Source organism: Microbacterium sp. NRRL B-14842 (assembly GCF_050470785.1).
In genome coordinates this window covers 1,019,196-1,040,184 of record NZ_JBFLUM010000001.1, presented here as the reverse complement: position 1 = coordinate 1,040,184, position 20,989 = coordinate 1,019,196, and the positions used below count along the sequence as shown (strand labels likewise).

Below are 20,989 nucleotides of genomic sequence, written 5' to 3'. Positions count from 1 at the left end.
GGCGCAGCTCCCTCAGCGCGCGAGCAGCTGCCGTCGGGAGCTGATCACGCCGGTGTCGAAGCCGGCGAGGTGCAGTCCGCCGTGGAAGCGGGCGTGCTCGATCTTGATGCAGCGGTCCATGACGACCGAGAGGCCGGCCGCCTCGGCGAGCGCAGCGGCCTCCTCGTTCCAGGAGCCGAGCTGGAGCCACAGGGTCTTCGCCCCGCTGTCGATGGCCTCCTGCGCGACCCCCGGGAGGTCGTCGTGACGACGGAACACGTCCACGATGTCAGGCCGCACGGGCAGGGCGCTCAACGACGGGTAGACCGGCTGGCCGAGGATCTCGGTCTCCCTCGGGTTCACGAGATAGACGTCGTAGTCCGTGCTGGACAGCAGGTAGGTCGCCACGAAGTATGAGGCCCGTGACGGATTCCCGGAGGCACCGACGATCGCGATGGATCGTGCCCGGCGCAGCAGCCCGAACCGCTGCGGCTGCGAGGGTCCGGTCCACGTGCGGCCCGGTTCGACGGTGACGGGAAGCGCGCAGCTGGCCGCGTCCGTGGTCGCAGGAAGGGTGCAGGCGTCGCCGGCGGAGGTCGTGCTCATCGGTGGGCTCCCGTCGCGAGGGTGAGGGCCTGATCGAGGTCCCAGATGATGTCCTCCGCGTCCTCCAGGCCGACGGAGATGCGGATCAGGTCGGGGCGCACGCCGGCGGCGACGAGCTGTTCCTCGGTGAGCTGGCGATGCGTCGTGGAGGCCGGGTGGATGACCAGGGTGCGGGCATCGCCGATGTTGGCGAGATGGGACGCGAGCTGCAGGTTCTCGATGAACGCCTCCCCCGCAGCGCGGCCGTCCTCGGCAGCGACCCCGAACGCGAACACGGATCCCGGTCCCAGCGGCAGGTACCGGGCGGCACGCTCATGATGCGGATGGCCTTCGAGCCCTGCCCAGGTGACGTAGGACACGCGGGGGTCTGCCGCCAGCCACTCGGCGACGACCCGGGCGTTGGCGAGGTGAGCGTCGATGCGCTGGGGCAGCGTCTCCACGCCCTGCAGGAGCGTGAACGCCGACTGCGGGCTCAGCGCCGGGCCGATGTCGCGCAGCTGCTCGGAGCGCAGCTTGGTGAGGAACCCGTACTCCCCGAAGTTGCCCCACCAGGAGATGCCGCCGTAGGAGGCCACCGGTTCGGTCATCTGGGGGAACTTGCCGTTGCCCCAGTCGAAGGTGCCCTTCTCGATGACCACTCCGCCGAGGGTCGTCCCGTGACCGCCGAGGAACTTCGTGACCGAGTGGATGACGATGTCCGCCCCGTGCTCCAGCGGACGCGCGAGGTACGGGGTGGCCAGGGTGGCGTCCACGACGAGCGGCACGCCTGCCTCGTGGGCGACAGCGGCGAGACCCTCGATGTCGGCGATCTCGCCCGAGGGGTTTCCGATCATCTCGACGTAGACGACCTTGGTCTCGGGACGGACGGCCGCGGCGAAGTCCGCCGGGTCGGAGGAGCGGACGAAGGTCGTCTCCACGCCGAAGCGACGCAGTGTCACGTCGAGCTGCGTGACCGTGCCCCCGTAAAGCTGCGCGGCGGCGACGACGTGATCGCCCGCGCCCACGAGGGCGGCGAACGTGATGAACTCCGCGCTCATGCCGGAGGCGGTCGCGACCGCACCGATTCCGCCCTCCAGCGAAGCCAGGCGCTCCTCCAGGGCGGCGACCGTGGGGTTGCCGATACGCGAGTAGATGTTGCCGTACTTCTGCAGCGCGAAGAGGTTTCCGGCGTCGGCCGCATCGTCGAAGACGAACGACGTCGTCTGATAGATCGGCACCGCCCTCGCCCCGGTGGCGGCGTCCGGGGTGCCCCCGGCGTGAAGGGCGCGGGTGCGGAACCCGAAGCGATGGTCGTCGGTCATGATGTCCTCGATTCTGCGGCGAGAGCGCCGGCGATGTCGTCGACGGCCCAGGGGTTCTGCAGTGACGTCGTGTCGCCGAGCGCCTGCGGGGTCCGTCCCGCCCGCCGATCCTGTTCCGCGTCCCAGAGCTGCGCGAGGAGGCGGCGCATGATCTTCCCCGAGCGCGTCTTGGGCAGATCGGGCACGACGACGACGTGCTTCGGCTTCGCGACCGGACCGATCGAGCGGGCGACCTCAGCGCGCAGCGCGTGCGCGTCGATCTCCGCCCGGCCGGACGGGGTGACGAACGCCACGACCGCCTGCCCGGTGACCGGGTCCGCCACACCGGCGGACCCGGCTTCGCCGACCGTCTCGTGCGCCACGAGCGCCGACTCGATCTCGATCGTCGAGAGGCGATGACCGGAGACGTTCACGACGTCGTCGAGCCGCCCCAGGATCCAGATGAAGCCATCGGCGTCGCGGGTCGCTCCGTCTCCCGCAACGTAGTAGCCGCCGTGCGCCCCTACTCCGGCGTACGCGGACCAGTACGCGTCGCGGTAGCGCTCCGGGTTTCCCCAGACGGTCCGCGCCATCCCCGGCCACGGGCGCCGGACGACCAGGGTCCCGGATCGGCCCGGCGCCACCTCGTCACCGTTCTCGTCGACCACGGCGACGTCGATGCCCGGAAGCGGGACCGACGCGGAGCCGGGCTTCAGGGGCGTGATGCCGGGCAAGGGGGCGATCATCGCGGCACCGGTCTCCGACTGCCACCATGTGTCGATGACGGGGAGCTCATTCCGCCCGAAGTTCCGGCGGAACCACACCCAGGCCTCCGGGTTGATCGCCTCGCCCACCGTGCCGAGCAGCCGCAAGCTCGACAGGTCGTGTCCGCCCGGCAGTTCGTCGCCGAACCAGGTCATGAACGTCCGGATGAGCGTCGGCGCCGTGTAGTAGACCGTCACGCCGTAGCGCTCGATGATCTCCAGGTGCCGCTCGCGACGCGGAGTGTCCGGCGTGCCCTCGTAGATGACCTGGGTGAGCCCGTTCGACAGCGGTCCGTAGATCTCGTACGTGTGCGCGGTGACCCAGGCGAGGTCGGCCGTGCACCAGTGAACGTCATCCGGTTTGGCGTCGAAGTGCGCCCAGTGCGCCCAACTCGCGTGCGTCAGGTAGCCGCCGGAGGTGTGCACAAGCCCCTTCGGCTTCCCTGTCGTGCCGGAGGTGTAGATGATGAACAGCGGGTGCTCGGCGTCGAAAGCCTCAGCCTGATGCGCGGTGGGTGCTGTGTCGACGACGTCGTGCCACCACACGTCCCGACCGTCGGTCCATGGGACGGCCTGTCCGGTACGACGGAGCACGAGGACGTGTTCGAGGTCCGGCAGTCCCGCAGCGGCGGCATCGGCGGCGGACTTGACCTCGGTCGCCGTCCCCCGCCGGAACTGGCCGTCGCTGGTCACGAGCAGCTTTGCCCCGGTGTCCTCGAGCCGGAACCGCACGGCCTCCGCCGAGAACCCTACGAAGACGAGCGAGTGGACGGCTCCGATCCGCGCGCACGCGAGCGTGATGACGACGGTCTCCACGAGCACGGGGAGGTAGATCACGACGCGATCGCCCGGTCGGATGCCGAGGTCTTCGAGCGCGTGCGCCGCCTGGGCCACACGACGCTGCAGGTCGGCGTAGGTCACCGAGACGCGGTCGCCCGGCTCCCCCTCGAAGTGGAGGGCGACCTTGTCTCCGCGTCCGGCGTCCACGTGCCGGTCGACGCAGTTCACCGCGACGTTCAGCTGCCCGCCGAGGAACCATCGCGCCGCGGGGACCGCACCGTCGACCGGCGGTTCCCACTCGTGCACGCGGCCCCACGGCTCGACCCAGTCCAGCCGGCGGGCCGCATCTTCCCAGAAGGCCACAGGATCAGCGGCCGCGCGAGCATAGGCTTCTGCGGTCACGTTGGCATCGGGGAACGCGGGCGACGGAGGATAGACCCGTTCCTCCAGCAGCCGAGCCTCGGTCATCGTCACGTCCATCGCCGCAACAGGTACTTCTCCAGCAGTGCGAGCACGCCGTTGGTGATCGTGCCGAGCAGCGCCAGCAGCACGATGGAGAGCAGGATACGGTCGACACGCCCGGTGCTCTGCGAGTCCGTCAACAGGAACCCGAGCCCCATGGACGAAGCGATGAGCTCGGCGGCCACGAGGAACAGCCATGCCTGCGCGAGCGCGAGACGCAGCCCCGCGACGACGGAGGGCACGACGGCCGGGAGCTGGACCGTGCGGAACAGCGACCAGCCGTGCAGGCTGAACGAGCGTCCCGCCTCGACGAGCTGCGGGTCCACGTGACGCAGTGCCGAGGCGACCGTCGTGTAGACCGGGAAGAACGCGCCGATCGCGATGAGGGTCACCTTGGACTCCTCGCCGATCTGCATCCACAGGATCAGCAGCGGCACCCAGGCGAGCGACGGGACGGCGCGAACGGCGGCGAGGGTGGGACTGAGCAGAACGTCACCCCACCGGGAGAGTCCGACGATGCCGGCCGCGGCGAGCCCGATGACCGAGCCGATCGCGAATCCGAGCAGCACCCGCTGGACGGAGATGGCGATGTGGGTCCAGAGCTGTCCGGTCTCGGCGAGTTCCACTCCGGCCTGGAAGACCGATCCGGGCGTCGGGAGTCGGTACGGCTCGATGAGCCCGGCCGTCGTGACCACCTGCCAGGCGATGAGGATCACGGCGGGGAGCAGGAAGCCCCCGAGGATCCGCACGACAGGCGGCAGGCCACGCCGTGCTCCCCCGGGCCTCCCGCGGGGAGCACCCTTCGCGAACTCGAGCGCGTCCCGCGATTCCGCCGGGACGACCACCCGCTCCTCGAAACCGGTCACTCGCTTGCGCCCGCCTTCGTCGCGAAGGTGTCGTTGATGATGCTGGAGAGCGCCTTGTCGACCGATGCCTGACCGCCCTGCACATCGCCGGACTCGACGAGCACCGGCGCGATCTTCTCGAGAACGGCGAGCTGGTCGTCACCGGGGACGCCGCTCACGTCGAGGTTCGACCGCTCCTGGATCACCGTTGTCGCGACCTCGAGGTCGATGCCCGCGACGTCGGCGAGCAGGGCGGCCGTCTCCTCCGGGTGCTCGAGCGCCCAGACGCGCGCCTCCTCGTAGGCGTCGACGACGGCCTGTGCGAGATCCGGGTGGTTGTCGATGAAGTCCTCGGTCGCGTTGAGGAAACCGTAGGTGTTGAAGTCGACGTTGCGGTAGATGAGCTTGTCGCCCGACTCCTGCTCCGCAGCGGCCATGATGGGGTCGAGACCCGCCCACGCGTCGACGGACCCGCCGTCGAGCGCGGCCCGCCCGTCCGCGTGCTGGAGGTTCTGCACCTCGACGTCCGCGAGCGACAGCCCGCCCTCCTCCAGCGCCTGCAGGAGGAAGAAGTACGGGTCGGTGCCCTTGGTGGCCGCGACGGACGCGCCCTTGAGGTCCTCCACCGACGTGATGTCGCTGTCGGGACCGACGACGATGGCCGACCACTCGGGCTGGGAGTAGATGTCGATGACCTGGATGGGGGAACCGTTGGCGCGAGCGAGCAGCGCGGCCGAGCCCGCCGTCGAACCCACGTCGACCGAGCCGGAACGCAGCAGCTCGTTGGCCTTGTTGGACCCGGCGGACTGCACCCATTCGACGGTCACGTCGTCGCCGAGGATGTCCTCGAGGATGCCCTGGTCGCGGATCACGAGACTGAGCGGGTTGTAGGTAGCGAAGTCGATGGACAGCGTGTCGGCGGACCACTCGCCGCTCCCGGCGGGCGTGGACTCGGCGTCGGCCGTCGCGTTCTCGCCGGCGACGCAGCCGGTGGCGACGAGCATCATCGTCCCGGCGACGGCGATCGCAGGGATGATGCGGCGGGTGATGGTGCTCATCGGTTCTCCTCGGGGGTGTGGTGGTGCGTGTCGACGCCGAGCCCTTCGAGGAGCTCGGCGCGCAGGTCGGCGAGGCCGCGGTCGGCGCGGTCTCGGGGGCGGATGCCGGGGACGTCGACCGTCCGCGCGACGGACGACTCGTCGTCTCCCGCGCCGACGGTGCGCAGCAGCAGCACGCGGTCGGCGAGGTAGAGGGCCTCCTCCACGTCGTGGGTCACGAGCAGCACCGTGGTGGGCTCGGCGGCGTGGATCTTGAGCAGCAGGTCGTGCATGCGCAGACGGGTGAGGGCGTCGAGCGCGCCGAACGGCTCGTCCAGCAGCAGAACCCCGGGGTTGCGGGCGAGAGCGCGGGCGAGCGAGGCGCGCTGGGCCATGCCGCCGGAGACCTCACGAGGGCGCTGGTCGGCGGCATGCTCCAGTCCGACGAGTTGCAGCAGCTCACGCACACGTGTCCGTCCGGCGACCCGGCCGGTGCCGCGCGGCAGTCCCAGTTCGACATTCTGGGCGAGCGTGCGCCATGGAAGCAGCCGCGGCTCCTGGAACGCGACAGCGGTGCGCTCGTCCACGTCGGCGACGCCCGAACCGTCGAGCCGGATCGTGCCCGTGGTGGGAGCGTCGAGGCCGCCGATGAGGCGCAGCAACGTGGACTTCCCACACCCCGACGGGCCGACGACGGCGACGATCTCCCCGGCGGCGATGTCGAGGTCGATGCCGCGGAGCACCTCTCGCCGGCCCTGCGCGAGCGGGAACGAGCGCGCGATGCCGTCGAGGCGGACGGGCTGCGCGGAACCCGACACCTTCGGGGCCTCGGCAGTGCGCGACGCAGCGGGCAGGAGGACGGTCATGTCCCCATCGTGTCGGAGGCGCTGGATTGTTACGAATGCGGCCGTAACGTTGCGTCACGCAGCGATTTCCGGGGGTTCCGGGCATGCGAAAAGGGCCGTCACACCCGCCGTGAAGCGGGGTGACGACCCTTTTCGGAGTGTTACTTAGGAGTTGCCGCCCGAGAGCTTCTCGCGCAGAGCCGCGAGAGCCTCGTCGTCGGCGAGCGTGCCGGCGCCGGCCGTCTCGCTCGAGAAGGACTGGCCGCCGAAGTCGTCGCCGGCCGCAGCCTCGGCCTCGGCCGCCTTCGCGACCTGAGCCTTGTGCGCCTCCCAGCGAGCCTGGGCCGCAGCGTACTCCTGCTCCCATGCCTCGCGCTGGGCGTCGAAGCCTTCCTTCCACGCACCGGTCTCGGCGTCGAAGCCCTCCGGGTACTTGTACTCGCCGTTCTCGTCGTACTCGGCGAGCATGCCGTACAGGGCCGGGTCGAACTCGGTGCCGTTGGGGTCGACCGACTCGTTGGCCTGCTTCAGCGACAGCGAGATGCGACGACGCTCGAGGTCGATGTCGATGACCTTGACGAAGACCTCTTCGCCGACGGAAACGACCTGCTCGGCCAGCTCGACGTGCTTGCTGGAGAGCTCGGAGATGTGGACGAGGCCCTCGATGCCGTCTGCGACGCGGACGAACGCACCGAACGGAACAAGCTTGGTGACCTTACCCGGCGTGACCTGACCGATCGCGTGGGTGCGGGCGAAGACCTGCCACGGGTCCTCCTGCGTCGCCTTCAGCGACAGGGAGACGCGCTCGCGGTCGAGGTCGACCTCGAGGATCTCGACGGTGACCTCCTGGCCCACCTCGACGACCTCGGAGGCGTGCTCGATGTGCTTCCAGGACAGCTCGGAGACGTGCACGAGGCCGTCCACGCCGCCCAGGTCGACGAACGCACCGAAGTTGACGATCGACGACACGACACCCTTGCGGACCTGACCCTTGTGCAGGTTGTTCAGGAACGTGGTGCGCGACTCCGACTGCGTCTGCTCGAGGAGCGCACGGCGGCTGAGGACGACGTTGTTGCGGTTCTTGTCGAGCTCGAGGATCTTCGCCTCGATCTCCTGGCCGAGGTACGGCGTGAGGTCGCGGACGCGGCGCAGCTCGATGAGCGAGGCCGGGAGGAAGCCACGGAGGCCGATGTCGACGATGAGTCCACCCTTGACGACCTCGATGACCGTACCGGTGACGACGCCGTCGTTCTCCTTGATCTTCTCGACGTCTCCCCAGGCGCGCTCGTACTGCGCACGCTTCTTGGAGAGGATCAGGCGGCCTTCCTTGTCCTCCTTCTGGAGGACGAGGGCCTCGACCTCGTCGCCGACCTTGACGACCTCGTTGGGGTCGACGTCGTGCTTGATCGAGAGCTCGCGCGAGGGGATGACACCCTCGGTCTTGTAGCCGACATCGAGCAGGACCTCATCGCGGTCGATCTTGACGATCGTGCCTTCGATGATGTCGCCGTCGTTGAAGAACTTCAGGGTCTTCTCGACCGCGGCCAGGAAGTCCTCAGCAGATCCGATGTCGTTGATGGCGACCTGCTTGGTGGCCGGGGCGGTCGTTGCGGTAGTCATGTAGTGGGTTGTCCTTGTGAATGGATACTCGGGCTGCGGACCAAGACCGCGCACGGTCGGGATGTGCTTCGCAGCAGGTGGATTGTGGTGTGTTCGTCACCTGGGCATGCGTGTACACGCCACGAGTGACAGTTCAGGCTACCAGAAGTTGCCGCCCTATGAAGGAGCCGATTCCTCGCAGCCGCTCTGTGGATAACGTCGGCAGCGAGCTCGGCATTCCGCATACGGTGGCCCGGTGATCTCGCCCACCGCTTTCCGCCTGCTCGCCACGCTGGCAGTCGGCGTCTCGATGCTCTCCGGGTGTACCCCCACTGCGGAGCCCACGCCGACTCCCTCCCCCGCGTTCTCGTCCGAAGAAGAGGCCTTCGCCGCCGCCGAGGCCACCTTCTCCGACTACATCGACGCCCTCAATCGCGTCGACACCCGAGACCCATCGACGTTCGAGCCGTTGTTTGAGCTGTCCAGTGGCGGGGTGGAGGCATCGGATCGAAAGAACTTCTCGCGGATGCACGCGGAAGGGCAAGTACTGGCGGGGAATACAAGCATCATCTTCTTTGAGGGGCAAGAAAGCGAGCCCCCGTTCGAACGCATCCGCGCATCTGCATGCCTAGATGTGTCGAAGGTCCGAATCACAAACCAAGACGGCACCTCTGGCGTTTCTCCTGACCGTCCCAGTGCCTACGCTCTGGAGCTCTTGTTGCTGGCGCATCCGCACGGAGTTCTGACTGTCGACACTGCAAACCGCATTGAGGATGCTTCGTGCCCAGGTTCGTAGTCGTGATCATGCTCTTAGTGCAGTTCGCTTCTGGGGCCGATTCGCCGGGATTCTCAGATTTCCTAGCTGGGACGGACGGTTCGACCGTGAGCGTCTCCGCCGCGACTCACCCTTCCGATCTATGGACGCATTCGAACCGTAGGCCCCCTGCGGTCCCCGAGACGGAAAGCAAGGCGTGCCGGACCGACACAGTGCTGAGCCGGTCGTGCGGGATGTACGCGGTGCGGGTGACAGAGGAGTCCGGGACGCCGCTCACGATCGAGGATGTCGCGCAGTTCGCACCCGCCCCCGTGACCACGACGGCCGAGCCGGGCAACGTGGGCGTCGTGGGGATGCCGACCAACTTCGTGGCGACCGTCGCCGCACACACGGCGACCGGCACACTCCTCGACCGGCCCGTGCCGGTGCGTTTCACGCCCGTTCGCGTCGTCTTCGACCACGGCGACGGCACGACGGCGGTGACGCCCGACGGCGGTCGCACCTGGTCGATGCTCGGGCAGGCGCCGTTCACGCCGACCGAGACGAGCCATACCTATGCGCGACGGGGCACCTATTCGACGAGGACCACGGTCGCGTACACGGCGCAGGTCGACGTCGGCGGCGGCTGGTTCGCGGTTCCCGGTGAGCTGTCGATAGAGGTAGCGTCCCGGGACATCCGCATCTACGAGGCGACCACCGCGCTCGTGGCGCGGACGTGCGAGGAACGACCCGCGGCGGTCGGCTGCTGAGCGCCCGATGGGACACGCTCTACCCTGAATCCATGACCCGCGCCGAACGCCTCATGCTGCTCGACACCGCCAGCCTCTACTTCCGCGCGTTCTACGGGGTGCCCGACAAGGTCACAGCCCCGGACGGGTCCCCGATCAACGCCGCACGCGGCCTGCTGGACATGATCGCCAAGCTGGTGACGACCTACCAGCCGACCCACGTCGTGGCGTGCTGGGATGACGACTGGCGTCCGCAGTGGAGGGTCGACCTCATCCCCAGCTACAAGACGCACCGCGTGGTCGAGGTCGTGGCCGGCGCGCCGGACGTCGAGGAGGTCCCCGACCCGCTGGAGGCGCAGATCCCCTTGATCCGGCAGACGCTCGCCGCCATCGGCATCCCCATCGTCGGCGTCGCCGAGCATGAGGCGGACGATGTGATCGGCACCCTCGCGACGAACGCGACGATGCCGGTCGACATCGTGACCGGCGATCGCGACCTCTTCCAGCTCGTCGACGATGCCCGGGACGTCCGGGTGATCTACACGGCCCGCGGCATGAGCAATCTCGAACTCGTCACGGACGCGACGGTCGTCACGAAGTACGGTGTCCTGCCGACGCAGTACGCGGACTTCGCGACGATGCGCGGGGACGCGTCGGATGGGCTCCCCGGTGTCGCCGGCATCGGCGAGAAGACGGCCGCCACGCTCCTGCAGAAGCACGGCGATCTGCTCGGTATCCGCGAGGCCGCGGACGCAGGTGAGGGCATGAGCGCGGGCATCCGCGCGAAGATCCTCGACGCGCAGGCCTACCTGGACGTCGCTCCGACCGTCGTCGCCGTCGCCACGTCGCTCCCGATCACCGCCCCGGGTGTCGCCCTGCATGCCCTCACGCCGGACGAGGCCGAGGCGGCCACGGCCCTCGCCGAGCGCTGGAATCTCGGCAGCTCCATGACCCGCGCCGTCACCGCGGTCACCGAGGCGGCGAAGGCGATCGCGGACGCCTGACGAGGGCGTCCCTCACTCCGCCCAGGCGAGCAGACGCGACAGGCCCCACGTGGTGACGATGCGTGACGCCGGCACCCCGGCACGCTCCGCCCGCTCGGCTCCGTGGTCCAGGAGCGACAACTGGCCGGGGGCGTGTGCGTCGGAATCGATGGAGAACAGGCAACCGGCGTCGAGCGCGATCGCGATGAGCTCGTCCGGCGGATCCTGTCGCTCGGGACGGGAGTTGATCTCCACGGCGACCCCGTTCTCCGCACAGGCCGCGAAGACGGCGGCGGCGTCGAAGGCCGAAGGCGGGCGCGTGCCACGGTCCCCCTGCACGAGACGACCCGTGCAATGCCCGAGGACGTTCACCCGCGGATGGGACACCGCGGCGATCATCCGCTTCGTCATCGCCCGGCCGTCCATGCGCAGCTTCGAGTGCACGGAGGCGACGACCACATCCAGCTCAGCGAGCACGGCGTCGTCCTGATCGAGGGCGCCGTCTTCGAGGATGTCCACCTCGATGCCGGCGAGCAACGTGAATCCGTCCCCCGACTGCGCCCGCACCTGCGGGATCTGCTCACGCAGCCGTTCCACCGAGAGACCTCGGGCCACGCGGAGGCGCGGCGAATGATCCGTGATGGCCTGGTACTCGTGCCCCTGCGCGCGGGCTGCGGCGGCCATCACCTCGATGGAGGTCGTCCCGTCTGACCACTCGGTGTGAGCGTGCAGGTCTCCGCGCAGCTTTCCACGGAGCGCAGACACCCGCTCAGGCTCGACGTCCCCGCGCAGTTCGATCAGATACTCCGGCACGTCCCCGGCCTGAGCCTGCCGGATGACGGCGAAGGTCGACTCGCCGATGCCCTTGGCCGCCCGAAGACGCGTCGGGTCGTCCTGCACATCGGCAGGGAGGTCCTGGAATGTCGCGGCCGCCTGACGGAAGGCCTTGGCCCGGTAGCGCGACGCCCGCTCCCGCTCCAGCAGCGAGGCGATCTCGAGCAGCGCGTCGACCGGATCCATGGTCACTCCTGAGGGGCCGCCAGCTCGCGGCTCACGCCGATCCACTGGTCGAGCTTGGCCAGTGCGCTCCCGTCGTCCACGGCAGCGGATGCACGGGCGAGCCCGTCGCGGAGGCGCTCGAGGATCGGCCGCTGCACCTGGGTCGCGTCCTGGGAGAGCTCGAAGGCGACGATCCCGGCGGCGGCGTTCAGGAGCACGATGTCCCGGACGGGCCCCTGCTCCCCCGCGAGCGTCCGCCGGAGCACGTCCGCGTTGTGGGCGGGAGACCCGCCGATGAGGTCGGACAGGTCGGCGAGGGGGATGCCCAGGTCGCGCGGGTCGAGATCGTGTTCATGGATGTCCCCGCGGGTGACCTCCCAGATCCTGCTGTGCCCTGTGGTCGTCAGCTCGTCCAGGCCGTCGTCGCCGCGGAACACCAGCGCCGTGGCCCCCCGCGTGCGGAAGACGCCGGTGATCAGCGGCACTCGCTCCATCTGTGCCACGCCGACCGCGTTCGCCTCCGCGCGCGCCGGGTTGCACAGCGGACCGAGCATGTTGAACACGGTCGGCACGCCGAGCTGCGACCGGACGGCACCCGCGTGCTTGAACCCGGGATGGAAGGCCCCGGCCCAGGCGAAGGTGATGCCTGTCCGGTCGAGGATCGAGGCGACGGCCGCCGGGTCGAGCGAGAGCTCGAGGCCGAGCGCACCGAGGACGTCGGAGGAGCCGGACGCGGAGCTCGCCGCCCGATTCCCGTGCTTGACCACCGGGATGCCTGTCGCGCCGATGATCACGGCCGCCGTCGTCGAGACGTTCACCGTACCCACGCGGTCCCCACCCGTGCCGACGATGTCCAGCACATTCGGGGAGACCGGAAGCGGCACGGCCGCTTCGAGGATGGCGTCACGGAAGCCGACGATCTCGTCGATCGTCTCGCCCTTCGCGCGCAGCGCCACCAGGAACCCCGCGAGCTGCGCCTCGGAGACCCCACCCTGCATGATCTGCCGCATGGCCCAGGTGGACTCCCAGACGCTGAGGTCGCGACGCTCCAGGAGAGAGGTGAGCACGTCGGACCAGGTCAGGGAATCAGCCATGTGTGCGATCCTATCGGCGCGGAGAAAACGTGCAGTGCGATCCGAGCGGGCGCGCAGACACCGAAAGTGCGACGTTTCCCGCGTATTCACCGGGTATTCGCAGTGTTTTCTTAGGGTCTCCTAAGTCATCGACGGGCGAATCGAGGGGCGGGGGTGCAAGAATCACGCTCGCGGATCGGCCATAATGGAGGGGTGACGACCTCAGCGACGTATGCCCCGGCGGCGAGAACCATCAAGCGGCCCAACCCGGTAGCTGTCGGCACCATTGTGTGGCTCGGCAGCGAGGTGATGTTCTTCGCGGGACTCTTCGCGATCTACTTCACCCTCCGCAGCACCTCACCCGAGCTGTGGGCCGACCGTACCGAGCTCCTGAACGTCCCCTTCGCGGCAGTGAACACGGCGATCCTCGTGCTCTCCTCGTTCACCTGCCAGATGGGTGTGTTCGCGGCGGAGGACCTGCAGCCGTACAAGATCGGCAAGGGACAGAAGAACGGCGCCGGCCGCCGTCGCCTGTTCGGCTGGGGCATGGTCGAGTGGTTCTTCCTCACCTTCGCCCTGGGCGCGATCTTCGTCTCCGGCCAGGTCTGGGAGTACGCACAGCTGGTCGCGGAGGGCATGCCCATCCAGGCTGACGCCTACGCCTCGGCCTTTTACCTGACCACCGGCTTCCACGCCCTCCACGTCACCGGCGGACTCGTCGCGTTCCTCCTGGTGATCGGCCGCGCGTACGCCGTCAAGAACTTCCGGCACAAGGAGGCGACCTCCTCGATCGTGGTGTCCTACTACTGGCACTTCGTCGACGTCGTCTGGATCGTGCTGTTCTTCGTTATCTACTTCCTGAAATAAGAGCGGAGCTGATCCCCGAGATGGCACGAGAGAAGAAGCGCCGTTCGAGCGGTCGTCGCAGCCCACTGGCGGCGGCCGCGCTCATCGGAGCAGGCCTCATGATCACCGGCGCTGTGTACGCGGGTGCGACCGCGGCATTCGCCGCCAACGACGCGCCCACGGCATCGACGCAGCTGACGGTCGAGGACGGCGAGAAGCTGTTCACGGCCAACTGCGCCACCTGCCACGGCCTCGACCTGGAGGGCACCCCCAACGGCCCGAGCCTCTATGGCGTCGGCGAGCTCGCGGTCGAGTTCCAGGTGTCGACCGGCCGCATGCCGCTGCAGATGCAGGGACCGCAGGCCCCCCAGAAGGAGCCGCAGTTCACCGAGGAGCAGATCCTCGCGATGGCCGCCTACGTGCAGTCCGAGGCCCCCGGACCGGAGTTCCCCTCCGAGAAGATCCTCGACGGCGAGGGTGACGTGGCGCACGGCGCCGAGCTCTTCCGCGTCAACTGCGCGATGTGCCACAACGTGGCCGCCGCCGGTGGCGCACTGACCGAGGGCAAGTACGCTCCGGCGATCACCGAGACCAGCGCGCTGCACATCTACGCCGCCATGGTCACCGGCCCGCAGAACATGCCGGTCTTCGGCGACATGAACCTGTCCGACGAGGACAAGCGCGACATCATCTCGGCTCTGCTCTTCCAGCAGCAGTCCGTCCAGATCGGCGGCTTCTCCCTCGGCTCGCTCGGACCGGTCTCCGAGGGCCTGTTCGTGTGGATCTTCGGTATCGGCGCTCTGGTCGCCATCACCGTGTGGATCACGGCGAAGTCCAACTGACGCTTATTCATCGAAGAGGAACGTACGAGGAGCACCATGGCACACGACGACGACTCGCAGGCTCTTGACAGGGCCTACCAGCCCTCTCCGGGGCTGGGTGTCGCAGTCAGCGATCCCGTGCAGAACCCGGGTCTTCCGCCGCACCGTGAGCGGATGACCGACAAGGACCCGCGCGCCGAGAAGACCGCGGTCCGCACCGTCTACACGCTGTTCTACCTGTCCCTCGCCGGGAGCATCTGGGCGGTCGCCGCCTACATGCTGTTCCCGATCGAGAGCGGCGCGCTCATCGACATCCGTCAGAACAACCTCTTCATCGGCCTCGGCATCGCCCTCGCGCTGCTGGCCCTCGGAATCGGTGCCATCCACTGGTCCAAGGCTCTGATGTCCGACAAGGAGTTCATCGAGCACCGCCACCCCACCCGGGGCAAGGACTCCACGCGTGAGGCCGCCATCAAGGCGTTCTCCGACGCGAACGAGGAGTCCGGGTTCGGACGCCGCACGATGATCCGCAACTCGCTGTTCGCCGCGATCGTGGCGTCGATCATCCCCGGCGTGACGCTGTTCCGCGGCCTCGCTCCGCACTCGACGCCGGACGACCCCACCGCGGGCGACCCGGTCGCGCTGCTGAAGCACACGATGTGGGACGAGGGCATGCGCCTGGTGCGCGACCCGGACGGCACCCCCATCCGCGCAGCGGACGTGACGCTCGGCTCCGCCTTCCACGTCATCCCCGAGGACCTCGCGGAGCTCGGACACGACGAGGGCTACCTCGAGGAGAAGGCCAAGGCCATCGTGCTGATGATGCGCCTCCGCCCCGAGCAGCTCACTGAGGCCGAGGACCGCAAGGACTGGTCCTACGACGGCATCGTCGCCTACTCCAAGGTCTGCACGCACGTCGGCTGCCCCGTCGCGCTGTACGAGCAGCAGACCCACCACCTGCTGTGCCCGTGCCACCAGTCGCAGTTCGACGTCACGGACCACGCGAAGGTCATCTTCGGCCCGGCCGCCCGGCCGCTGCCCCAGCTGCCCATCACCGTGGACGACGAGGGCTACCTCATCGCACGCAGCGACTTCACCGAACCCGTCGGCCCGAGCTTCTGGGAGCGCCATTGAGCACCGCAACGCTGTCCAAGGACGAGAAGGACACCAAGGCGCCTCTCGGCGGCCGTTTCGTCGGCGCCGCGTCGAACTACATCGATGAGCGCACCAGCCTCTCGGGCTTCGTCAAGGAGCTCGGTCGCAAGATCTTCCCCGACCACTGGTCGTTCATGCTCGGTGAGATCGCGCTCTGGAGCTTCGTCGTCGTGTTCCTGTCCGGAACCTTCCTGACGTTCTTCTTCCAGGCCTCCATGGTGGAGACCCACTACACCGGCGCGTACGCCCCCATGCGCGGCATCGCGATGTCGTCGGCCCTCGAGTCGACGCTGCACATCTCGTTCGACCTCCGCGGCGGTCTGCTGGTCCGCCAGATCCACCACTGGGCCGCGCTGGTGTTCATCGCCGGCATCGGTGTGCACATGCTCCGCGTGTTCTTCACGGGTGCGTTCCGCAAGCCGCGCGAGCTCAACTGGGTGATCGGCTTCGTGCTGTTCATCCTCGCGATGGCGGAGGGCTTCACCGGCTACTCGCTCCCCGACGACCTGCTCTCGGGTAACGGCCTCCGGATCATCGACGGCATGATCAAGGGTCTCCCGCTGATCGGCACCTGGACCTCGTTCCTCCTCTTCGGCGGCGAGTTCCCCGGTACCGACATCGTCGGACGCCTGTACACGCTGCACATCCTGCTGCTGCCGATGCTGGTCATCGCCTTCATCGCCGTGCACCTGATGCTCATGATCATCAACAAGCACACGCAGTTCGCCGGCCCCGGCCGGACGAACGACAACGTCGTGGGCTACCCGATGATGCCGGTCTACATGTCCAAGATGGGCGGCTACCTGTTCATCGTCTTCGGCACCATCGTGCTGATCGCGACGTTCTTCCAGATCAACCCGATCTGGAACTACGGACCGTACGACCCCTCCCCCGTCTCGGCGGGTACGCAGCCCGACTGGTACATCGGCTTCGCAGACGGCGCGCTCCGTCTGGCGCCGTCGAACTGGGACATCGTGTTCCTCGACCACACCTGGTCGTTCGGGATCCTGGCCCCGGTCGCCGTGCTCGGCCTGTTCATCGTCATCGTCGCGATCTACCCCTTCATCGAGGCGTGGGTCACCGGTGACAAGCGTGAGCACCACATCGCCCAGCGCCCGCGCAACGCGGCCACCCGCACCGCGATCGGCGTCGCCGGCGTCATCTTCTACGCGGTCCTGTGGGCGGCGGCCTCTTCCGACCTCATCGCGACGCACTTCATGCTCACCATGGAGGGCGTGATCCACACGCTGCAGGCGCTGCTGTTCCTCGGCCCGATCATCGGCTATTTCGTCACGAAGCGCATCTGCATCGCGCTCCAGAAGAAGGACCGCGAGATCGTCCTGCACGGCTTCGAGTCGGGCCGCATCGTGCGTCTCCCCGGCGGCGAGTTCATCGAGGTGCACCAGCCGGTCGACAAGTACGACCGCTGGAAGCTCATCGACATCGACGGTTACGAGCCGCTCGTCGTCCGTCCGAACGCGAAGGGCCGCATCCCGTGGACGGAGAACCTCCGCTCGGCGATGTCGCGTTGGTTCTTCGAGGATCGCCTCGCCCCGCTCACGCAGGCCGAGATCGACGCCGCGGACGCTCACCAGCACCACGTCACCGAGGGCAATGAGGCGGCCGAGGTCGCCGAGATCCAGGGCGCTCACGAGCGTGCCGGCTTCCCGGACGCCCCGCTCACGGTCGACGAGACGCACGTCGATGAGACTCCGAACACGCCCAGCACGGTGATCTCCACCGAGCCGGTCAAGAAGCCTCGGAAGAAGAAGTCGGAGGACGACGAGTAATCGTCACTCCCCCTCGCGAAGGCCCCGTCCGCTCGGACGGGGCCTTCGTCGTTCTCCCCCGATGAGAGGATCGAACCATGTCATCCGTCGTCCGTCTGCTCCGCGCACCTCAGTTCGCCGATGCCCCCGACGCCTATGCAGCGACCGCACCCGCGGACGCCCGTCTCGTCTTCCTCGCCGGAGCCTGCCCCCTCGAGGACAACGGCACGACCACGGCTCCGGGCGACGACGCGGCGCAAGCCGCACGATGCGTGGAGACCCTGGAGCAGGCTCTCCAGGCCGCCGGTGCCACCCTGACGGATGTCATCAGCACGCGGGTCCTGGCGGCCTCCTCCGCGCAGCGCGAACTCGTCACCGCCCGATGAGGCCACTCATCCGGTTCGCGACCGCCGCCGACCACGTCGTTCTCGAACAGCTCGAGCGCGCCGCCGACCTCATCCTGATCGAGCGTTTCGGGGCGCGGTCGTGGCCACCCCCCACCTCGAACGAGGAACGCCAGGATGCCCCGGGGTTCGTCCTGGTGGCGGCTCTCCCCTCCCCCGCCGACGAGCATGCCGACGATCCCTCGACGCCCGTCGGCTTCGCGCACGTCCTCGAGGTGGACGGGGAGGCGCACCTGGAGCAGCTCTCCGTGCGCCCGGAGCACGCCCGCCGCGGCGTCGGACGCGCGCTGGTGGTGGCCGCGCAGGAGGAGGCGCGACGTCGAGGCCATAGGCGCATCACCTTGCGCACCTACGCGGACGTGCCGTGGAACGCCCCCTTCTACGCCCGGTGCGGCTTCGAGGAGTCCGCGCCGGACACCGACTTCCTGCGCGCGCTCGTCGGCGTCGAAGAACGGCTGAACCTCTCCGTCCACGGCCGACGGATCCAGATGACCGCACCGCTCTGAGGAGGATCGGCAGGATTCGTGCGATGCGCGACGGGAACACTCATCCGTGCGGCGCCCGCGTTCCGTAATCTGAACTCATGATCGACCGTGCCGACTACTTCGCTGCCCGCCTCGCCTATGAGACCGACCCGAGCGACGTCCATGCTGATCGCGCCGCTGGCCGCCCCCTCGTCGTGGTCGACGTGCGCTCGACCGAAGCATGGGCTCAAGGGCGCGTCGCCGGAGCCGTCCACATGCACCACAGCGAGATCGCGGACAGGGCGCCGCGAGAGATCCCCCGCGACGCCGACGTGGTCGTGTACTGCTGGAGCCCGGGGTGCAACGGTGGTGTGCGCGGTGCGCTCGAGTTCGCGCGCCTCGGCTATCGCGTGCGCGAGATGATCGGCGGCTTCGAGTACTGGGTCCGCGAGGGGTACCCCGTCGAAGACGCCGACGGCGTGCACCATCGCCCGATCGACCCGCTCACCGGCATCCCCCGGATCCGTACCCGGGCTTGACCACGGCACCCAAACGAGGAAGGCCCCCGGAGTGATCCGGGGGCCTTCCTTCGTGTGCGGGGACTCAGCGGGCGAAGTTGCCGCGGTAGTACTCGTAGACCCAGCCGACGATGGCGACCACGAAGATGGCCAGACCGATCGGGAGGAGGAAGTGCCCGACCGCGAGGCCCACGACGAACACGCCGGCCGATGCCGCGAGGACCAGCGGCCACCAGGACCACGGGCTGAACTCGCCGAGCTCGGGGTCGCCGTCGTCAATGTCCGACGTGAGGATGTCCTCAGGCAGCTCGCCGTTCTGCGCCTTGTGCGTCCGGTCCAGGTAGAACGCGACCATGGCGCCCATGAAGGCCGAGAAGAACAGGGCGACCGTGCCGACCCACTCGATCTGGTTCACGAGCGGAAGGCCGGGGTGAGCCAGGATGTTCCAGCCGGTGTAGACGACGCCGACGAGGGCGAAGAACGCGGTCAGGACCCACCAGATGATGACGTTGTCGCGCATGACTCAGTGGCCCTCTCGCTCGCCGGGTGCGGTGGTCGCGAACTCCGCGGCCTCCGGGTGGTTCAGGTCGAAGGCCGGACGCTCGCTACGGATGCGCGGGATCGACGTGAAGTTGTGCCGCGGCGGCGGGCACGAGGTGGCCCACTCGAGCGAGGCGCCGTAACCCCACGGGTCGTTCACCGTGACCTTGGGCGCCTTGCGTGCCGTGATCCAGACGTTCAGGAAGAACGGCAGCATCGAGGCACCCAGGATGATCGCGCCGATCGTGGAGACCTGGTTCTGCCAGGTCCAACCGTCCGCCGCGGAGTAATCCGCGTAGCGCCGGACCATGCCGTCGACACCGAGCCAATGCTGGATGAGGAAGGTCATGTGGAAGCCCACGAACAGCATCCAGAAGTGCACGTAGCCGAGGCGCTCGTTGAGCATGCGGCCCGTCCACTTCGGCCACCAGAAGTAGAAGCCGGCGAACATGGCGAACACCACCGTGCCGAACACCACGTAGTGGAAGTGCGCCACGACGAAGTACGAGTCGCTGAGGTGGAAGTCGAGCGGCGGGGCCGCGAGGATCACACCGGTGAGACCACCGAAGACGAACGAGACGAGGAAGCCCAGTGCGAACACCATCGGCGTCTCGAAAGTCACCGAACCTCGCCAGAGCGTGCCGATCCAGTTGAAGATCTTCACACCCGTCGGCACCGCGATGAGCATCGTCATCAGGGCGAAGAACGGCAGGAGCACCGAGCCGGTGACGTACATGTGGTGCGCCCACACGGCCACGGACAGCGCGGCGATGGCGATCGTCGCGTAGACGAGGGTCTTGTATCCGAAGATCGGCTTGCGGCTGAACACCGGGAAGATCTCGGAGACGATGCCGAAGAACGGCAGCGCGATGATGTAGACCTCGGGGTGGCCGAAGAACCAGAACAGGTGCTGCCAGAGCAGGACTCCGCCGTTCTGCGGATCGTAGATGTGGGCACCGAGCACACGGTCGGCGGCGGCGGCGAAGATCGCCGCGGCCAGGACCGGGAAGGCCATCAGGATCAGCAGGCTGGTGATGAGCGTATTCCAGCTGAAGATCGGCATGCGCCACATCGTCATGCCGGGCGCGCGCATCGTGATGATCGTCGTGATGAAGTTCACTGCACCGAGGATCGTGCCGAAGCCCGAGATGCCGAGACCGAGCATCCACAGGTTTCCGCCCGCTCCTGGCGAGAACGACGCGTTGGCCAACGGCTGATAGGCGAACCACCCGAACGAGGCCGCACCCTGCGGGGTGAGGAAGCCGGCGACCGCGATGGTCGAGCCGAACAGGAACAGCCAGAACGCGAAGGCGTTCAGACGCGGGAAGGCGACGTCCGGAGCACCAATCTGCAGCGGCAGGATCGCGTTGGCGAAGCCGGCGAACAGCGGCGTCGCGAACATCAGCAGCATGATCGTGCCGTGCATCGTGAACAGCTGGTTGTACTGCTCCTTCGTCGGGACGATCTGCATCCCCGGCGCGAAGAGCTCAGCACGGATGACAAGCGCCATCACGCCACCGAGGAGGAAGAACATCACCGAGGCGATGAGGTACATGTACCCGATCGTCTTGTGGTCAGTGGAGGTGATCCACTTGACGACGATGTTGCCCTTCTGCTCCACACGCGAGGAGCTCATCAGAGCGGCCTGACGCGCGGGCAGGGTGGTGGGACGGGAGCGGGGTGCCTCGTCGGTGCGAGGAGCTTCAGTGGTCGACAT

General features: G+C 68.2%; 21 protein-coding genes. 10 read left to right on the top strand and 11 right to left on the bottom strand.

All coding sequences use genetic code 11. The annotated features are described in order from the left end of the window. Positions 1 to 12: 12 nt before the first annotated feature. From AB1285_RS05225 to rpsA, 7 genes are all read right to left on the bottom strand, one after another. Positions 13 to 585 carry a CoA-binding protein gene (locus tag AB1285_RS05225; protein WP_187661760.1) on the bottom strand — a complete coding sequence of 191 codons (573 nt, stop codon included), beginning with the start codon at positions 583 to 585 and terminating at the stop codon, positions 13 to 15. Further along, positions 582 to 1,886: an O-acetylhomoserine aminocarboxypropyltransferase/cysteine synthase family protein gene (locus AB1285_RS05220; protein ID WP_187661761.1), complete on the bottom strand. Its 1,305-nt coding sequence runs from the start codon at positions 1,884 to 1,886 to the stop codon at positions 582 to 584. The genes AB1285_RS05225 and AB1285_RS05220 overlap by 4 nt, the downstream gene beginning before the upstream one ends. After that, complete coding sequence (gene acs / locus AB1285_RS05215) at positions 1,883 to 3,877, bottom strand: acetate--CoA ligase (RefSeq protein WP_370428839.1); 1,995 nt, start codon at positions 3,875 to 3,877, stop codon at positions 1,883 to 1,885. Before acs ends, AB1285_RS05220 begins: the two co-directional genes overlap by 4 nt. A gap of 2 nt (positions 3,878 to 3,879) precedes the next feature. Next, entirely contained in the window at positions 3,880 to 4,737 is an 858-nt protein-coding gene (locus tag AB1285_RS05210; protein ID WP_363447323.1) for an ABC transporter permease, read from the bottom strand. Continuing rightward, positions 4,734 to 5,774: an aliphatic sulfonate ABC transporter substrate-binding protein gene (locus AB1285_RS05205; protein ID WP_268777366.1), complete on the bottom strand. Its 1,041-nt coding sequence runs from the start codon at positions 5,772 to 5,774 to the stop codon at positions 4,734 to 4,736. Before AB1285_RS05205 ends, AB1285_RS05210 begins: the two co-directional genes overlap by 4 nt. Further along, on the bottom strand, positions 5,771 to 6,619 hold the full coding sequence (locus tag AB1285_RS05200) for an ABC transporter ATP-binding protein (protein WP_268777365.1): 849 nt from the start codon (positions 6,617 to 6,619) through the stop codon (positions 5,771 to 5,773). The genes AB1285_RS05205 and AB1285_RS05200 overlap by 4 nt, the downstream gene beginning before the upstream one ends. Before the next feature lie 144 nt (positions 6,620 to 6,763). After that, positions 6,764 to 8,218: a 30S ribosomal protein S1 gene (gene rpsA, locus AB1285_RS05195; RefSeq protein ID WP_187661766.1), complete on the bottom strand. Its 1,455-nt coding sequence runs from the start codon at positions 8,216 to 8,218 to the stop codon at positions 6,764 to 6,766. 235 nt (positions 8,219 to 8,453) lie between these two features. On the opposite strand from rpsA, the gene AB1285_RS05190 reads away from it, so the two are divergent. The 3 genes from AB1285_RS05190 (at position 8,454) to AB1285_RS05180 (ending at position 10,704) form a co-directional block, all read left to right on the top strand. Then, complete coding sequence (locus AB1285_RS05190) at positions 8,454 to 8,993, top strand: hypothetical protein (protein WP_259954712.1); 540 nt, start codon at positions 8,454 to 8,456, stop codon at positions 8,991 to 8,993. 227 nt (positions 8,994 to 9,220) lie between these two features. Then, complete coding sequence (locus AB1285_RS05185) at positions 9,221 to 9,721, top strand: hypothetical protein (protein ID WP_370428840.1); 501 nt, start codon at positions 9,221 to 9,223, stop codon at positions 9,719 to 9,721. A gap of 32 nt (positions 9,722 to 9,753) precedes the next feature. Continuing rightward, positions 9,754 to 10,704, top strand: coding sequence for a 5'-3' exonuclease (locus tag AB1285_RS05180; protein WP_370428841.1), 951 nt, complete (start codon positions 9,754 to 9,756; stop codon positions 10,702 to 10,704). 12 nt (positions 10,705 to 10,716) lie between these two features. Here AB1285_RS05180 and AB1285_RS05175 read toward each other — a convergent pair whose 3' ends face one another. Continuing rightward, positions 10,717 to 11,703 (bottom strand): PHP domain-containing protein, encoded by a 987-nt coding sequence (locus AB1285_RS05175; RefSeq protein WP_187661769.1) that lies wholly within the window; start codon positions 11,701 to 11,703, stop codon positions 10,717 to 10,719. 2 nt (positions 11,704 to 11,705) lie between these two features. Continuing rightward, the gene (gene trpD, locus AB1285_RS05170; RefSeq protein ID WP_187661770.1) at positions 11,706 to 12,776 is read right to left on the bottom strand and encodes an anthranilate phosphoribosyltransferase; all 1,071 of its coding nucleotides are present in this window, start codon (positions 12,774 to 12,776) and stop codon (positions 11,706 to 11,708) included. Between the two features lie 192 nt (positions 12,777 to 12,968). Here trpD and ctaE point away from each other — a divergent pair, with 192 nt between their 5' ends. The 7 genes from ctaE (at position 12,969) to AB1285_RS05135 (ending at position 18,753) form a co-directional block, all read left to right on the top strand. Continuing rightward, positions 12,969 to 13,622, top strand: a complete 654-nt coding sequence (ctaE, locus tag AB1285_RS05165; protein ID WP_101845082.1) for an aa3-type cytochrome oxidase subunit III — start codon at positions 12,969 to 12,971, stop codon at positions 13,620 to 13,622. Positions 13,623 to 13,642: 20 nt separating this feature from the next. Beyond that, the gene (gene qcrC, locus AB1285_RS05160) at positions 13,643 to 14,443 is read left to right on the top strand and encodes a cytochrome bc1 complex diheme cytochrome c subunit (protein ID WP_187661771.1); all 801 of its coding nucleotides are present in this window, start codon (positions 13,643 to 13,645) and stop codon (positions 14,441 to 14,443) included. 36 nt (positions 14,444 to 14,479) lie between these two features. Continuing rightward, positions 14,480 to 15,556, top strand: a complete 1,077-nt coding sequence (gene qcrA / locus AB1285_RS05155; RefSeq protein WP_187661772.1) for a cytochrome bc1 complex Rieske iron-sulfur subunit — start codon at positions 14,480 to 14,482, stop codon at positions 15,554 to 15,556. Continuing rightward, entirely contained in the window at positions 15,553 to 17,367 is a 1,815-nt protein-coding gene (gene qcrB / locus AB1285_RS05150; protein WP_187661773.1) for a cytochrome bc1 complex cytochrome b subunit, read from the top strand. Before qcrA ends, qcrB begins: the two co-directional genes overlap by 4 nt. A 77-nt stretch (positions 17,368 to 17,444) precedes the next feature. Continuing rightward, positions 17,445 to 17,732 carry a Rid family hydrolase gene (locus AB1285_RS05145; protein ID WP_370428842.1) on the top strand — a complete coding sequence of 96 codons (288 nt, stop codon included), beginning with the start codon at positions 17,445 to 17,447 and terminating at the stop codon, positions 17,730 to 17,732. Further along, the gene (locus tag AB1285_RS05140; protein ID WP_370428843.1) at positions 17,729 to 18,256 is read left to right on the top strand and encodes a GNAT family N-acetyltransferase; all 528 of its coding nucleotides are present in this window, start codon (positions 17,729 to 17,731) and stop codon (positions 18,254 to 18,256) included. Before AB1285_RS05145 ends, AB1285_RS05140 begins: the two co-directional genes overlap by 4 nt. A gap of 77 nt (positions 18,257 to 18,333) precedes the next feature. Continuing rightward, positions 18,334 to 18,753, top strand: a complete 420-nt coding sequence (locus AB1285_RS05135; RefSeq protein ID WP_187661776.1) for a rhodanese-like domain-containing protein — start codon at positions 18,334 to 18,336, stop codon at positions 18,751 to 18,753. Positions 18,754 to 18,817: 64 nt separating this feature from the next. On the opposite strand, the gene AB1285_RS05130 is transcribed toward AB1285_RS05135, so the two are convergent. Further along, positions 18,818 to 19,252, bottom strand: coding sequence for a cytochrome c oxidase subunit 4 (locus tag AB1285_RS05130; protein WP_025105064.1), 435 nt, complete (start codon positions 19,250 to 19,252; stop codon positions 18,818 to 18,820). Positions 19,253 to 19,255: 3 nt separating this feature from the next. Next, positions 19,256 to 20,989, bottom strand: coding sequence for an aa3-type cytochrome oxidase subunit I (ctaD, locus tag AB1285_RS05125; protein ID WP_187661777.1), 1,734 nt, complete (start codon positions 20,987 to 20,989; stop codon positions 19,256 to 19,258).